We start from the raw sequence: 13,720 nt of genomic DNA on the forward strand, positions 1-13,720 counted from the left end.
CTTTCCCCGGAGACTCGTTCGATCCATGCCCGAAGCCGCCATCGAATTTCATCAGGTTAAAAAAAGCTACGGCGAAAAAACGGTCGTCGATGGACTGTCGTTTCATGTCAACGCCGGCGAATGCTTCGGCCTGCTCGGCCCGAACGGCGCGGGCAAGACCACCACCTTGCGCATGCTGCTCGGCATCGCGGCGCCGGATGCGGGCACGATCCGTCTGTGCGGCGAGCCGATCCCCGGCCGCGCGCGCGTGGCGCGGGCGCGCGTCGGCGTGGTGCCGCAGTTCGACAATCTCGATCCCGACTTCACGGTGCGTGAAAACCTGCTGGTGTTCGGCCGCTACTTCGGTTTGAGCGCCGCGCAATGCCGCGCCATGGTGCCGTCGCTGCTCGAGTTCGCACGACTCGAAAGCAAGGCGGACGCGCGCGTGAGTGAGTTGTCCGGCGGCATGAAGCGGCGCCTCACGCTGGCGCGCGCGCTCGTCAACGATCCCGATGTGCTGATCATGGACGAACCGACCACCGGCCTCGATCCGCAGGCGCGGCATCTGATCTGGGAGCGGCTGCGCTCGCTGCTCGCGCGCGGCAAGACCATTTTGCTGACCACGCACTTCATGGAAGAAGCCGAACGCCTCTGCCACCGGCTGTGCGTGATCGAAGAAGGACGCAAGATCGCCGAAGGCGCGCCGAGCGAGTTGATCGCTTCCGAGATCGGTTGCGATGTGATCGAGATCTTCGGATCCGATCCGGTCGCGTTGCGCGATGAACTGGCGCCCCTCGTCGAGCGCACCGAGATCAGCGGCGAGACGCTGTTCTGCTATGTCAACGACGCGCAGCCGGTGCATGCTCGCCTCAAGCAGCGCGCGGATCTGCGCTATCTGCATCGACCGGCGAATCTGGAGGATGTGTTCCTGCGGCTCACGGGCCGCGAGATGCAGGATTAAAGCGCATCGTTCGACACCGGCATCGCGCGCAACGCGCTGTAACTACAACGACGCCCTGACAGAAACCATGCAGGGGCATGCACGAGACACGCAATGGACGCACGCACTTACGAAACCCCGGGCGATACGCCATCGAAACAGGAAGCCTTCGCCGCCTTTCCCGCGAACGCCAGCAACTGGATCGCCGTGTGGCGCCGCAACTATCTGGTGTGGAAGAAACTCGCGATCGCCTCGATGTTCGGCAACCTGGCCGATCCGATGATCTATCTGTTCGGCCTCGGCTTCGGGCTTGGGCTGATGGTCGGCCATGTCGACGGCGTGTCGTATATCGCGTTTCTCGCGGCCGGCACGGTGGCTTCGAGCGTGATGATGTCGGCGAGTTTCGAGTCGATGTATTCGGGCTTCTCGCGCATGCACGTGCAACGCACCTGGGAAGCGATCATGCATACGCCGCTCACGCTCGGCGACATCGTGCTCGGCGAGGTGATCTGGGCAGCCAGCAAATCAGTGCTCTCAGGCGCGGCGATCATGCTGGTGGCAGGCGCTCTGGGCTACGCGAATTTTCCGTCGATGCTACTGGCGTTGCCGGTCATCGTGCTGACCGGGCTCGCGTTCGCGAGCATCGCGATGGTCGTAACGGCGCTCGCGCCTTCGTACGACTTCTTCATGTTTTACCAGACGCTGGTCTTGACGCCGATGCTGTTGCTATCCGGCGTGTTCTTTCCGGTCTCGCAGTTGCCTGCAGTGGCGCGAGGCGCCACCCAGTTGCTGCCGCTGGCGCATGCCGTCGACTTGATGCGGCCGGCCATGCTGGGTCGGCCCGTCGATAACGCGCTGTTGCATGTGGCCGTGCTGGCCGCGTATGCGCTCGGCGGGTTTATCGTGTCGGCGATCCTGTTTCGCCGCCGGATGATGAAGTAGGTTTTCCAGCCGTCAACCATAACGGACCACAGGCGCTGATCGCCACGCTCGACAAAACATCAGCGCCTGCCGCGAGCCGGGCTCGCTCAGTCTTCGTCATCCGTCCAGGGGATGTCCACGTCGGAGATAAACGCCACCGTGGCGAACGGGCCGCCGTCCTGACGCCCGATCTTGCCGTCGGCGCGCTGCCACTCGACCCGGAACACCGTGCCCGGATCGTCGGAGATCAGGCGGACCGTGCGCACCTCGTCCGGATCGGCTTCTTCGACGGGACCATCGAGCGAGACCTGCAGTTCCTGCGGCCACAGTCCATCGGCCGGATCGTAGATCTTGTCGCCGTCGGGAATCAGGGTGAAGGCTTCCACGCCGATCGTCGCCGACGCGTCCACGATCATCTTGCCCAACGCGCGCAGCAATGCGGTGGCCCGCGCCGAATTCGCCTGACGGATGGCCAGATCCCCGCGCGTCAGCGCCTGCTCGAGTTTTGGGTTTGTTTTTTGTTGCGCCATTCGATGTCCTGAGTCCTATCGCTCTGTTGTGGATGGCGCGCGAATTCGAGTGCGCGCCGCTCTCCATTTTTCGGGCTGAATCCTACCATTGGTGTCCTCAGAAGGACTTCCATCGGCGCGTGCACTGCAGCATTGCAGCCGTGCAGTCCGCGCCCTCAGCCCGCCCCGTCCACCACAGTTTAGGTCGTGATTCGCGATCCGGCTGGGACATTTGCCTTTCATTTCGTAGCGAATGGATCGCTAACGCACGTGTGCCGCCCGGTTGTCTCGCGGTGCATGGCCGACCGCAAACATTGTCTTGCCGCCTGGATGCCGGATGGATTTCGCATGCGTTGCCTTTATCAGCGCCCACTTCTGCCGCGCTTTCGAGCGGCCTTCGAGGCAGTCGCATCCGCCGGTTTCGCACCCGCGATTTCCGCGATCAGATGATCCCGGAACGCCCTCACCGACTGCGGCAGTTCGCGCCCCGCCATGGTCTGCACCTGGATGCTGCGCTGGCGCATCTGCGGATGCGTCAGCGGCATCACGACGAAACCATCGCCGGCGTAACGGTCACGCACCGACAGCAGACCCGTGAACATGATCGCGCCGGACTTCTGCGCGTAGCGATACATGGCGCCGCTGTTGTTGCAGGTGAGCTCCGGTTCGAGCAGGACGCCTTCGAGCGCGCAGGTAATGTCGATCAACTGACGAATCGTCGTGCCGGGCTCGGGCAGCACGAGCGGATAGCGCTGCAAGTCGGCGAGCGAGACCTTCGCGCGCGCGGCCAGCGGATGATCGGCGCGCAGCAGCGCCAGCACCGGCGCGCGCTCCGTGTGCTCGACTTTCACGCCCTTCTCCGGCGCGAGGCTGAAGGTCAACGCGAGGTCGGCGTCGCCGTCGCGCACCTGGCGGGTCGCCTCGCCCGGCGACATGACCGAGAGCGTGAAGTCGATGCCCGGATACTGAACCCGGAAGCTCGCCATCGCGGTGGGCAGGAAGTCGGCGGCGAAACCCTCGGAACTCGTCACCTTGATCATGCTGCCGTGCAAAGTCTCAAGGCCGCCGATCTCCTTCATCACATGCTCCGCCTCCAGCAGGCTGCGCTGCGCGTAGGCCAGCAGGCGCTCGCCCGCTTCGGAAAGCGCCATGCCGCGCGGACGCCGCTCGAATAGCGCGACGCCGAGATCGCTTTCGAGCCGCGCCACCTGCCGGCTGATCGCCGACACGGCGACATGCAGCCGCGCGGACGCGTCGCTGAGCGAACCGGTGCGCGCGACTTCGACGAAATAGCGCAGCGCGATGCCATGCAGCGAAAGTGCCATGTGTGATGTCCCATTCCATTCAACGGTCAGCGCCGGCGCGCCGATATCCGCAAGCGCCTTCTGAGCACGCGGTGAGCTTTGCCTTTTCGGCAACGCAAGCTTCGAAAGACGATCATTGTGACAAAAAAAACGGCCTCCTAGAATCGGTTCGAAGCATGCAGGCCGCGTCCGAACGTCATCAGACAGACGATCACGCGCTGCCCGCCCCCACATTCGCCCGCATTGGAGACACGCATGAGCCGCACTCAGGCCATCGACCACGCCACCCACCATTTCGAATCCGGCGCCTTTCTGGAGACCCTCAATCGACGCGTCGGTTTTCGCACCGAGAGTCAGGAGGACGATCGCGCAGCCACGCTGCTGTCGTATCTGACGGACGAAATCACGCCTGAGGTTAAAAGCCTCGGCTTCACTACGCGCATCGTCGCCAACCCGGTGGATGGTTTCGGGCCGTTCCTGATCGCGGAGCGCCACGAGGGCGACCGTCTGCCGACCGTGCTGATCTACGGCCATGGCGACGTGGTGCGCGGCTACGACAGCCAGTGGCGCGCGCCGCTGACGCCGTGGGCCGTGACCATCGAAGGCGAGCGCTGGTTCGGCCGCGGCACCGCCGACAACAAAGGCCAGCACAGCATCAACCTCGCGGCATTGGCGAGCGTGCTGGCCGCGCGCGACGGCAAGCTCGGCTTCAACGCGAAACTGCTGATCGAGATGGGCGAGGAAACCGGCTCGCCCGGACTCGACGAAATCTGCCGCGCGCACCGTGAAGAACTGGCCGCCGACGTGCTGATCGCCTCCGACGGTCCGCGTCTCGCCGCGCGCCGCCCCACCGTGTTCCTCGGCTCGCGCGGGTCGGTCAACTTCAAGCTGTCGTTGAATCTGCGCGACGGCGCGCATCATTCGGGCAATTGGGGCGGCCTGCTGCGCAACCCGGCCACGGTGCTGGCGAACGCGTTGGCGAGCCTCGTCGATGCGCGCGGTGTGATCGCCGTCGACGGTTTGCGCCCGCCGCCGATTCCCGAGGCGGTGCGCCGTGCGCTCGCCGATATCACGGTAGGCGGCGGCCCGGGCGATCCGGCCGTCGACGAAAACTGGGGCGAGCCGGGCCTCACCGCACCCGAGCGCGTGTTCGGCTGGAACAGCTTCGAAATACTCGCGTTCAAGGCCGGCAATCCGGAGAACCCGGTGAATGCGATTCCGTCGTCGGCGTTCGCGCATTGCCAGTTGCGCTTCGTGGTCGGCACCGATTGGGACAACCTCGAACGGCATCTGCGCACGCATCTGGATGCGCACGGCTTCTCGCAGGTGCAGATCGACGTCGAGCGCGGCGCGCCGGCCACGCGTTTGAACCCGGACGATCCGTGGGTCACCTGGGCCATCGCCTCGCTCGAACAGACCACCGGCAAGAAGACCGCCGTGCTGCCGAATCTGGGCGGCACGCTGCCCAACGAAGTGTTCGCCGACACGCTCGGCCTGCCGACCATCTGGGTGCCGCACTCGTATCCGGCCTGTTCGCAGCACGCGCCAAATGAGCATCTGCTCGGACCGGTCGTGCGCGAAGGTCTGCAGATCATGGCGGGACTCTTCTGGGATCTCGGCGAGAACTCGCCGCGCGCGGCAACCGTCAGCGCAGCCTGAACGCAATCCAAGCGACGCCCGAACGAATCGGGCGCAGCACGCCGTTATCCGCATCCGTCACGAGGCACGTCCACGATGAGCACGTCCACTCTGCAAGCCAGCGCCGCGCGGCCGTCCGCCGCGAAGGTCCATCGCATCATTCTCGCGGCGTCGATCGGCAACGCGCTCGAATGGTTCGACCTCGTCGTCTACGGTTTCTTCGCGGTGACCATCGCGAAGCTGTTCTTTCCGGCGCGCACCGAAGCGATTTCGCTGATGCTCACGCTCGGCACCTTCGGCATCTCGTACATGATCCGGCCGCTCGGCGGACTCGTGCTCGGTTCACTCGCGGACCGCGCCGGACGCAAGGCGTCGCTGCTTCTCTCGATCGCGCTGATGATGATCGGGACCCTGACGATCGCCGTGATGCCGCCGTATGCGGCGATCGGCCTGTGGGCGCCGGCTGGCATCATGCTGTCGCGTCTCGTACAAGGTTTTTCGGCGGGCGGAGAGTTCGGTGCGTCCACTGCGTTTCTGGTCGAACATGCGCCCGAGCGCCGTGGCTTCATGGGTAGCTGGCAGTTCGCGAGCCAAGGCATGGCGACGCTGCTCGCCTCCGGTTTCGGCGCGCTGCTGACGAGCCAGCTCACGAGCGCGCAACTCGAATCATGGGGATGGCGCGTGCCGTTTCTGTTCGGCCTCGCGATCGGCCCGGTGGGTTTCTACATCCGCCGTTACGTGGATGAAGGCGCCGAGTTCAACGCCGAGCCGAAAGCCCGCACGCCGCTGCGCGATCTGTTCGGCACGCAGAAGGTCCGCATGCTGCTGGCGGTCGGCTCGCTGATCATTTCGACGGCGGCCAATTACATGATCCTGTACATGCCGACTTACGCGATCAAGCAACTGCACCTGCCCGCGTCGACCGGCTTCGCGGCGACGCTCGCCACCGGCGTGGTGCTCACGGTGCTGACGCCGTTCGCGGGTCATCTGTCCGACAGCCTCGGACGCATCCGCATCATGGCGACGGCCGCCGTGCTGATGCTGGTGACGGTGTATCCGGCTTTTGTGTATATGAACGCGCATCCCTCGTTCGTGACGATGCTGCTCGCGCTGATCTGGATCGGCGTATTGAAGGCGACGTATTTCGGCGCGCTGCCCGCGTTGATGTCGGAGATTTTCCCGACGCAGACGCGTGCGACCGGATTAGCGGTGAGCTACAACATCGGCGTGACGGTGTTCGGCGGTTTTGCGCCGTTCGTGATCACGTGGCTGATCGATGCAAGCGGTAATAAGCTCGCGCCGGGTTTTTATCTGATGTTCTGCGCGGTGGCGAGTTTGCTCGCGCTTTATGCCGTGCGCGGGAAGTTGAAAATTCGCTGACAGATACTCGAGGCGGAAGAGTTGCCGAGGCGAACCCTCACCACCTCGCGAACGCCCGGCCACGCAGCCGGGGAAATCGAATTGCCGCATGACTCGAGCCGCACTCGAGCCATGCATTCAACACTCACGCATCAAGGCGCCGGATTCGGCTGCAACTCGTGCAGCTTATCGATTTCCGCGAGCACCTCCGGCGAGAGTTTCACCTCGACGCTGGCGATGTTTTCCTTCAACTGATCGAGCGAAGTCGCGCCGATCAGATTGCTGGTCACGAACGGCCGGCTATTGACGAACGCGAGCGCGAATTGCGCCGGCGACAAGCCGTGACGCTTCGCCAATTCGACGTAACGCGTAATCGCCTGCACGGCTTGCGGCTTGCTGTAACGCTGAAAACGCTCGAACAGCGAAATGCGGGCGCCGGCCGGACGCGCGCCGCCTTCATACTTGCCCGTCAGCCAGCCGAAGGCCAGCGGCGAATAAGCCAGCAAGCCGATGTTGTCACGATGCGCGTATTCGGACAGCCCCGCCTCGTAAGTGCGATTCACGAGGCTGTACGGATTCTGAATGCTGACGATGCGCGGCAAGCCAAGCTTTTCGGCCGCGCGCAGAAACTGCGCGACGCCCCACGGCGTTTCATTCGACACGCCGATGTGACGCACCTTCCCCGCCTTGACGAATTCAGCGAGCACCGACAGCGTTTCTTGGATCGGTACCGTATAGGCGTCGTCGACCCACGGGTACGCCGGGCGCCCGAACGTCATCGTGCTGCGATCCGGCCAGTGCAACTGATACAGATCGACGTAGTCCGTTTGCAGGCGCTTCAGGCTGTCGTCGAGCGCTTCGGTCAGATTCTTGCGGTCGAACTGGTTGCCTTTGCCACGAATATGAGTCGGGTTGTGCGGTTGACGCGCCGGGCCGGCAATCTTGGTGGCAAGCACGATTTTCTCGCGCGCGCTGCGATGCTGCGCGAGCCATGTGCCGATGTAGCGCTCCGTCGAACCTTGCGTCTCGGCACGCGGCGGCACCGGGTACATTTCAGCGGTGTCGATCAGATTGACACCATGATCGAGTGCGTAGTCGATCTGCGCGTGCGCTTCCTGTTCCGTGTTCTGCTCGCCCCACGTCATGGTGCCGAGACCGATCAGGCTAACCTGCACATCGGAGTCGCCGAGTCTGCGGTATTCCATTGAACTTGTCCTGTTGATTGGTTGAACGGATTGGTTGAACGAAAAGCGCTGACGTTACCATGTCCGCTCGACCTCTGCTTGGCGCGCTAAAATACGGTTCCAGCACGCGTCCCCTGTCTTCTTCCGCGCGAAATATTTCGCTGCGGCTTCCCTGCGCCGACCTGTCTGCCATGAATCCCGAACACCTCGAACTGCTGGTCACGCGCATCATGCCTTACGGGAAATATAAAGGCCGCGTGATTGCGGACCTGCCCGGTCATTATCTAAACTGGTTTGCTAGCCAGGGCTTTCCGCCCGGCGAAATCGGCCGGCTGCTGGCGCTAATGCACGAGATCGATCACAACGGTTTGAAGTCGCTGCTCGAGCCTTTGCGCAAGCGCTGATCGCTTCGCGGTGAAAGCAGTGTGAAGCGCCGTGAAGCATGGATGAAAGTTGCCCTGTAGGCATTGTGCAAGCAATGTCAGGCTGTACAAATTTATACAGTCTTTTGCTTGTACCTTGGCCGCTGAATGGACTTTAATCCACGTAGGTCTTCGTGCGAACTCCATGATTCGCGCCATCGTCCGCATGTCATCTCGCCTGTCTGTCCATGTCTGAATTCAGCTTGTCCGCGCTGCTCGAATTTATCGGCCACGACCTCTCGCCCGTGAGGGCGGTGATTCTCTTCTTCCTGATCGGCTACTTCGTCGTCGGACTGCCTGTGCATTTCCGCCAGGGCGCCGCATCGCGCGATATCTGGGGCACCGCTGCCGGCGTGACGATGGCTGCGATCTATGCGGCGTTCATCATCGGCGTGTACCCGGCTTTGCATCATTCGGCGGGGTTGTTGCGGTAGCGCGAAGCGGCTTCGAAGCGCGCCGCGCAGGAGCGCGTGCTTGCGCTCGACGCTGATCGCGCATCGCTCAAACCGGCGACACCTTCGGCAGATGCCAGCCGTAAGTCACGGCGAGCACGCGCAAGACGAAGCACGCCGAACCGCCTACCAACGCTGCCGCGCCAGGCGGCAAGCCGGCACGACGCGCCACCACCACGATGAACGCCCCCGCGAACGCGGCCGTTGCATAGATGTCGGCATGCAGCACGAGCGGCACGCGAGCCAGCAGCACATCGCGGATCACGCCGCCGCCCACGCCCGTGACGGTGCCCATCAACATCGCGATAAACGGACGGATGCCGAACAGCAGCGCTTTTTCCACGCCCGCCACGGCAAACAGCGCAAGGCCGGCCGCGTCAAGCACGGTGACGAGCGCGACGGGAAACTGCTGCGCCGTCGAATGGAAAATAAAGGTGAGCAAACCGGTGATGAAAGTGAGCGCCGGATAGCGCCAGTCGCGGATCGCGTTCGGCGGCGAATCGCCGATCAGCAGATCGCGAATCACGCCGCCACCGAGCGCCGCGACAAACGAAATCACCATCACGCCCAACAGGTCGAGACCGCCGCGGATCGCGCTGAGCGCACCCTCGACCGCGAATACCACCGTGCCCGCCAGGTCCGCTGCCAGCACCAATGTTTCGACCTTCAGCCTGATTTTTCGTATCGACAATGTCGGCATCGGCGCTACACCCCTTCTGTCCCCGAGAAATCAAAACGGTATAGCGAAACGCCGCGGGCCGGGTGAAAAATCTGCGTATGCGGTTAGGCGCCGCGCGTGGCTCGCCGCGCTTCAGGACGAAGCGCGCTAACCGCCTAGACGCCCCGTCGCGACCAGATGCGCGAACAGGCGATCGACTGACTCGTCGACCGGCATCCGGTCGCTCTCGATCACGACATCCGACGCGAGCGGCGCTTCGAAAGGTCCGGAAATACCGGTGAAATGCGGGATCTCGCCACGCCGCGCGCGAGCGTAAAGCCCTTTCGCATCGCGAGCTTCGCAGACGTTCAGCGGAGCATTCACGAACACTTCGACGAAACCGTCGCCGACGATTTCACGCGCCGAGCGCCGATGCCGATGCTCCGGAGAAATCACCGCGGCAATCACAACGAAGCCTTGCTGCATGAACAGCGCCGCGACGTGCGCGACCCGCCGCAAGTTCTCGGTACGGTCTTCGGACGTGAAGCCGAGATCGGCGTTCAGTCCGCGCCGCAGCACATCGCCATCGAGCACGATCGCCGCGTGCCCCGCTTCCTTCAGACGCTGATGCAAAGCGTTGGCGAGCGTCGATTTGCCGGCGCCGGAAAGCCCCGTCATCCAGATCACGGCGCCGCGCGACGCGCTCATGAGCGATGCTCCGCGCCGCGTGCCGCGACCTCGTCAGTCTCGTGTCGATGCGCCGGCGCCAACTCCGGACCCAAGCCGTCGAGCAGCGGTTGCAGCAACGCTTGCCGCGGCTGCCAGCGTTGCAGCGACGTCTTATAAAGCGGACGGCGCACCTGCGCGGAACTGGCCGTATTCACCTGACGCGCGGTCTGATAAAACGACAGACAGCGTTCGTCCCAGCCGAGCCCGCAATGTGCGAGCAGGCGGCGCACATTGGCTTCGAAATCGTCGACCAGTTCTTCATACTTGACCTCGATCATCACACCTTCGGGGAGCACGCGTTGCCAGTGCGCCATCAACGCGTCGTACGCGCGATAGTAGCGGCCCAGCTCGCCGAGATCATAGCTGAACGGCACGTCGTGAAAGATCCGCGAAAAAATCGACAGGCAGGTTGGCAAAGGTGCGCGGCTGCTGTGAATGAAGCGGGCATTCGGCAACGCGAGATGGATCAGCCCGAGGTTGATGAAGTTGAACGGATACTTGTCGGTGAAGTGCGTGTAGTTCGTGTAGTGCGCGGCCGGATTGCGTTCGTCGTTTTGCGCCAGGCTCTGCAGTTCCGGCAACGCATTGCGCATGCGACGCAGATAGTCCGCGCCGAGCGCGCGCAATGGCGCGGCGCCCACGTCTTCCAATGCTTCGATATCGATCCGCAACGGATCACCCTGATCGCGGCGGATGCAGTTCACCAGCGCCTCGCCGAATTCCGTGCGCTCGCCCGCGCCGAACACTTGCGGGTGGCTCGCGAGAATCTGTTCGATCAAGGTCGAACCCGAGCGCGGCATGCCGACGATAAAAATCGGCGCCTGCGATGCGTCGCCGAGACCGCGCTTCGCCGCCAGCAGATCGGCAGTCATCAGTTCGGGCAGATGCGCGAACAGACCGAGCGTTTCCGCTTCGTTGTAACGCACGCCGGCGCGGTGCAGCGCATTGCCCTTCAGAAAGTGATCGAACGATGCGTCGTTGCGGCCCACGTCGGACAGCGCCTGGCCGTACGCGAAGTGAAGCTCCGCCTGATTGGCCGGCGTGAGCGAAGCGGCATAGCCGACGAGACGCTCCATCGCGAGGAACACGGGATCGTCGGCGGCGAGGCGCTTGGACTGCACGAAGTTGCGGTAGTACAGCGGCACTTGCGGCGCGGCTTCGATTGCGCGGCGATACGCTTCGTGCGCTTCGCCGAAACGGCCAAGTGCCTGCAGGCAGTTGCCCATGTTGTTGTGCGAGCCGTCGGCTTGCGGATTCACGCGCGTCGCCTCGCGATAGGCGTCCACCGCCTGTTCGAGCCGATGCATCTGCTCGAGCGTCCAGCCGAGGCCGTGATGCGAATCCGTGTCGCGCGGATCGAGCGCGATCGCTTCGTGATAGCGGACGACGGCTTCGGGAAACCGGTTCAGCGCGGCGAGCGTGGCCGCGAGGCGCTGCTGGACGAGCGCATCGGTGGGATCGAGCGCGCGGGCGGATTCGTAACGTTCGAGCGCGGCGTCGAGTTCGCCGCGCGCGGCGCAGGCGTCGCCTTCGGCGCGCCATTCCGATGCGTTGGCCGGCTGTGGATCTTGCTTCATTGACGGCTGGTTATTTGCAGGCTTCGCATCGAGCGGTCCTGACTGTGAGCGAGTGCGATCTTTTCATCCGGCCCGGCGAGCGGCGCGGTCGGGAGTCGAAGCTAATTGTCTGAAGCGAACTTAACAGCCGCGCCCTACAGTTTCGTTTCGAAAATTTAACTAACTGTTACAGCACCGTGTATGAGTAAGTTCTGGAAAGCTTGTCGCCGTGCCTGACTGTCATTGCGTTCGCTCGCCATGCTTGTTCGATGGATCCGCCATAGCATGCGCAAACCGTAATTTGCGGACACAAATGCCGCTGAACTCCTGAGCGTGCGGTTTTTCTCAATCACATACGAAGGAGAAAATCGTGAGCAGGCTCATTGCATCGATGGCGCTGTTGGCGGTGACGGCCAGTCTGACCGGATGCGCGGTCGCACCGGGATACGACTATGGCTACGCGCAACCTTATTACCCCGACTACGGCTATGCGTACGGACCACCGTATGCGCCGGTTTATGGCAGCGTCGGCATCTATGGCGGCTGGGGTGGATCCTGCTGTTATCGCGGCGGGTATGGGCATGGCGGCCATGGGTGGCACGGCGGGAACGGATGGCACGGCGGTGGCGGTGGCTGGCATGGCGGTGGGTACGGCGGATCTCACGGCGGCAGCAGCGCTAGCGGCGGGGGAAGTTCGTGGAGCAGCGGCGGTGGCGGCCATGGGGGACGTGGGCGTTGAAATCGAAAACCAACTCCACAATCCAAAACAAAAACGGCGCTGTGATTTCTCACAACGCCGTTCGTAAAACTTTTACTGCATGAATTCTTTGGGGTGGCTGATGGGGCTCGAACCCACGACAACAGGAATCACAATCCTGGACTCTACCAACTGAGCTACAGCCACCACTGACATCTGCTTGACTTGCCGTAAAACTTGGCTCGTCGATGAAGAAACGAGATTATACGAACAAGAATCCCGTTTGCCTAGTCCTTTATTCAAAAATTTCGATAGGCTCGCGCAGATGCTGTCTTGCCTCGTCGAAGATGGTCAGATCGCGCGCGGCGAGGCGCTTGCTATCAGACAACACGCGTCGCCATCCACGCGCCCCCGCTTCGCCACGATAGAGGCCGAGCGCATGGCGCGTGATGGCGCCGAGATACGTGCCACGCGCCATCTCAGCGGCGCAATACTCGATCAGCTTCGCCTCGACCTGCTCGCGCGTGAGCGGCGTTTGCGTCGAACCATAAAAGCGTGCATCGACATCGGCCAGCACATACGGATTGTGATAAGCCTCGCGCCCGAGCATCACACCGTCGACGTGTTGAAGATGCGTCTCGACTTCATCGAGCGTCTTGATGCCGCCGTTGATGATGATCTCCAGTTGCGGAAAGTCGCGTTTCAACTGATACGCGTACTCGTATTTGAGCGGCGGAATCTCGCGATTTTCCTTCGGGCTCAAGCCCTTGAGAATCGCGTTGCGCGCGTGAACGATAAACACGTTGCAACCGGCGTCCGCAATCGTGCCGACGAAATCGCGCACGAACCCATACTCTTCCACGGCATCCACGCCGATGCGGTGCTTCACGGTCACCGGCACCGACACCGCGTCGCGCATGGCCTTCACGCAGTCGGCGACGAGTTGCGGCTCGTTCATCAGGCACGCACCGAATGCGCCGCGTTGCACGCGCTCGGACGGGCAGCCGCAGTTCAGATTGATTTCGTCGTAGCCCCATTGCTCGCCCAGCTTCGCCGAACGCGCGAGGTCGTCGGGTTCGCTGCCGCCGAGTTGCAGAGCGACCGGCGCTTCTTCGGGCGTGAATGCGAGATGGCGCGGCACATCGCCGTGCAGCAGCGCGCCGGTCGTCACCATTTCCGTGTAAAGCCACGTATGGCGAGAGATCACGCGATGCAGGGAACGGCAATGACGATCGGTCCAGTCCATCATCGGTGCGACCGATACGCGGCGCGGACTGGGAGTGTGAGGTGAAGACATGGGGCGGCCAGACGGCTTGATTCAAAACACCGATTTTACCGCAAGGCGTGAAATCGCCGGCCCGGGGGCGATAGT

The 13,720-nt window shown here is 63.0% G+C and carries 14 protein-coding genes and 1 tRNA gene; 7 read left to right on the forward strand and 8 right to left on the reverse strand.

Going from position 1 to position 13,720, the window contains the following annotated elements:
- Positions 1-25: 25 nt before the first annotated feature.
- Together nodI and PQR54_RS17840 are read left to right on the forward strand one after the other, a co-directional pair.
- Entirely contained in the window at positions 26-940 is a 915-nt protein-coding gene (gene nodI, locus PQR54_RS17835; protein WP_408247869.1) for a nodulation factor ABC transporter ATP-binding protein NodI, read from the forward strand.
- A 93-nt stretch (positions 941-1,033) separates the two neighbouring features.
- Positions 1,034-1,861: an ABC transporter permease gene (locus PQR54_RS17840; protein WP_408247871.1), complete on the forward strand. Its 828-nt coding sequence runs from the start codon at positions 1,034-1,036 to the stop codon at positions 1,859-1,861.
- Between the two features lie 86 nt (positions 1,862-1,947).
- On the opposite strand, the gene PQR54_RS17845 is transcribed toward PQR54_RS17840, so the two are convergent.
- Both PQR54_RS17845 and PQR54_RS17850 read right to left on the reverse strand, forming a co-directional pair.
- Positions 1,948-2,370 carry a hypothetical protein gene (locus PQR54_RS17845; RefSeq protein ID WP_012432783.1) on the reverse strand — a complete coding sequence of 141 codons (423 nt, stop codon included), beginning with the start codon at positions 2,368-2,370 and terminating at the stop codon, positions 1,948-1,950.
- A 341-nt stretch (positions 2,371-2,711) separates the two neighbouring features.
- Complete coding sequence (locus PQR54_RS17850) at positions 2,712-3,674, reverse strand: LysR family transcriptional regulator (RefSeq protein ID WP_408247875.1); 963 nt, start codon at positions 3,672-3,674, stop codon at positions 2,712-2,714.
- Between the two features lie 234 nt (positions 3,675-3,908).
- Here PQR54_RS17850 and PQR54_RS17855 point away from each other — a divergent pair, with 234 nt between their 5' ends.
- Complete coding sequence (locus PQR54_RS17855; protein ID WP_408247877.1) at positions 3,909-5,312, forward strand: M20 family metallopeptidase; 1,404 nt, start codon at positions 3,909-3,911, stop codon at positions 5,310-5,312.
- A 75-nt stretch (positions 5,313-5,387) separates the two neighbouring features.
- The gene (locus PQR54_RS17860) at positions 5,388-6,671 is read left to right on the forward strand and encodes an MFS transporter (protein ID WP_408247879.1); all 1,284 of its coding nucleotides are present in this window, start codon (positions 5,388-5,390) and stop codon (positions 6,669-6,671) included.
- A 131-nt stretch (positions 6,672-6,802) separates the two neighbouring features.
- On the opposite strand, the gene PQR54_RS17865 is transcribed toward PQR54_RS17860, so the two are convergent.
- Complete coding sequence (locus PQR54_RS17865; RefSeq protein ID WP_408247882.1) at positions 6,803-7,855, reverse strand: NADP(H)-dependent aldo-keto reductase; 1,053 nt, start codon at positions 7,853-7,855, stop codon at positions 6,803-6,805.
- A 170-nt stretch (positions 7,856-8,025) separates the two neighbouring features.
- Between PQR54_RS17865 and PQR54_RS17870 the strand changes: the two genes are divergently transcribed.
- Positions 8,026-8,238, forward strand: coding sequence for a DUF3820 family protein (locus tag PQR54_RS17870; RefSeq protein ID WP_012432778.1), 213 nt, complete (start codon positions 8,026-8,028; stop codon positions 8,236-8,238).
- A gap of 206 nt (positions 8,239-8,444) precedes the next feature.
- Positions 8,445-8,690, forward strand: coding sequence for a hypothetical protein (locus PQR54_RS17875; RefSeq protein ID WP_408247884.1), 246 nt, complete (start codon positions 8,445-8,447; stop codon positions 8,688-8,690).
- Positions 8,691-8,757: 67 nt separating this feature from the next.
- Here PQR54_RS17875 and PQR54_RS17880 read toward each other — a convergent pair whose 3' ends face one another.
- From PQR54_RS17880 to PQR54_RS17890, 3 genes are all read right to left on the reverse strand, one after another.
- Positions 8,758-9,408, reverse strand: coding sequence for a trimeric intracellular cation channel family protein (locus tag PQR54_RS17880; protein WP_408247886.1), 651 nt, complete (start codon positions 9,406-9,408; stop codon positions 8,758-8,760).
- A 126-nt stretch (positions 9,409-9,534) separates the two neighbouring features.
- Positions 9,535-10,074, reverse strand: a complete 540-nt coding sequence (cysC, locus tag PQR54_RS17885) for an adenylyl-sulfate kinase (protein ID WP_408247888.1) — start codon at positions 10,072-10,074, stop codon at positions 9,535-9,537.
- Entirely contained in the window at positions 10,071-11,672 is a 1,602-nt protein-coding gene (locus PQR54_RS17890) for a tetratricopeptide repeat-containing sulfotransferase family protein (RefSeq protein ID WP_408247890.1), read from the reverse strand. The genes cysC and PQR54_RS17890 overlap by 4 nt, the downstream gene beginning before the upstream one ends.
- Positions 11,673-12,021: 349 nt before the next feature.
- Between PQR54_RS17890 and PQR54_RS17895 the strand changes: the two genes are divergently transcribed.
- The gene (locus tag PQR54_RS17895) at positions 12,022-12,390 is read left to right on the forward strand and encodes a hypothetical protein (RefSeq protein WP_408247892.1); all 369 of its coding nucleotides are present in this window, start codon (positions 12,022-12,024) and stop codon (positions 12,388-12,390) included.
- A gap of 89 nt (positions 12,391-12,479) precedes the next feature.
- Here PQR54_RS17895 and PQR54_RS17900 read toward each other — a convergent pair.
- A tRNA-His gene (locus tag PQR54_RS17900) sits at positions 12,480-12,555 on the reverse strand.
- Positions 12,556-12,643: 88 nt separating this feature from the next.
- Entirely contained in the window at positions 12,644-13,645 is a 1,002-nt protein-coding gene (dusA, locus tag PQR54_RS17905; protein ID WP_408247894.1) for a tRNA dihydrouridine(20/20a) synthase DusA, read from the reverse strand.
- Positions 13,646-13,720 lie beyond the last annotated feature (75 nt).

It is taken from the genome of Paraburkholderia phytofirmans, from assembly GCF_046028095.1.
Classification (GTDB): domain Bacteria; phylum Pseudomonadota; class Gammaproteobacteria; order Burkholderiales; family Burkholderiaceae; genus Paraburkholderia; species Paraburkholderia phytofirmans_A.

Excerpts from the sequence above, each read along its gene's own strand:
- nodI (WP_408247869.1), top strand. The coding sequence starts at position 26 with ATGCCCGAAGCCGCCATCGAATTTCATCAGGTTAAAAAAAGCTACGGC.
- PQR54_RS17840 (WP_408247871.1), top strand. The coding sequence starts at position 1,034 with ATGGACGCACGCACTTACGAAACCCCGGGCGATACGCCATCGAAACAG.
- PQR54_RS17845 (WP_012432783.1), bottom strand. The coding sequence starts at position 2,370 with ATGGCGCAACAAAAAACAAACCCAAAACTCGAGCAGGCGCTGACGCGC.
- PQR54_RS17850 (WP_408247875.1), bottom strand. The coding sequence starts at position 3,674 with ATGGCACTTTCGCTGCATGGCATCGCGCTGCGCTATTTCGTCGAAGTC.
- PQR54_RS17855 (WP_408247877.1), top strand. The coding sequence starts at position 3,909 with ATGAGCCGCACTCAGGCCATCGACCACGCCACCCACCATTTCGAATCC.
- PQR54_RS17860 (WP_408247879.1), top strand. The coding sequence starts at position 5,388 with ATGAGCACGTCCACTCTGCAAGCCAGCGCCGCGCGGCCGTCCGCCGCG.
- PQR54_RS17865 (WP_408247882.1), bottom strand. The coding sequence starts at position 7,855 with ATGGAATACCGCAGACTCGGCGACTCCGATGTGCAGGTTAGCCTGATC.
- PQR54_RS17870 (WP_012432778.1), top strand. The coding sequence starts at position 8,026 with ATGAATCCCGAACACCTCGAACTGCTGGTCACGCGCATCATGCCTTAC.
- PQR54_RS17875 (WP_408247884.1), top strand. The coding sequence starts at position 8,445 with ATGTCTGAATTCAGCTTGTCCGCGCTGCTCGAATTTATCGGCCACGAC.
- PQR54_RS17880 (WP_408247886.1), bottom strand. The coding sequence starts at position 9,408 with ATGCCGACATTGTCGATACGAAAAATCAGGCTGAAGGTCGAAACATTG.
- cysC (WP_408247888.1), bottom strand. The coding sequence starts at position 10,074 with ATGAGCGCGTCGCGCGGCGCCGTGATCTGGATGACGGGGCTTTCCGGC.
- PQR54_RS17890 (WP_408247890.1), bottom strand. The coding sequence starts at position 11,672 with ATGAAGCAAGATCCACAGCCGGCCAACGCATCGGAATGGCGCGCCGAA.
- dusA (WP_408247894.1), bottom strand. The coding sequence starts at position 13,645 with ATGTCTTCACCTCACACTCCCAGTCCGCGCCGCGTATCGGTCGCACCG.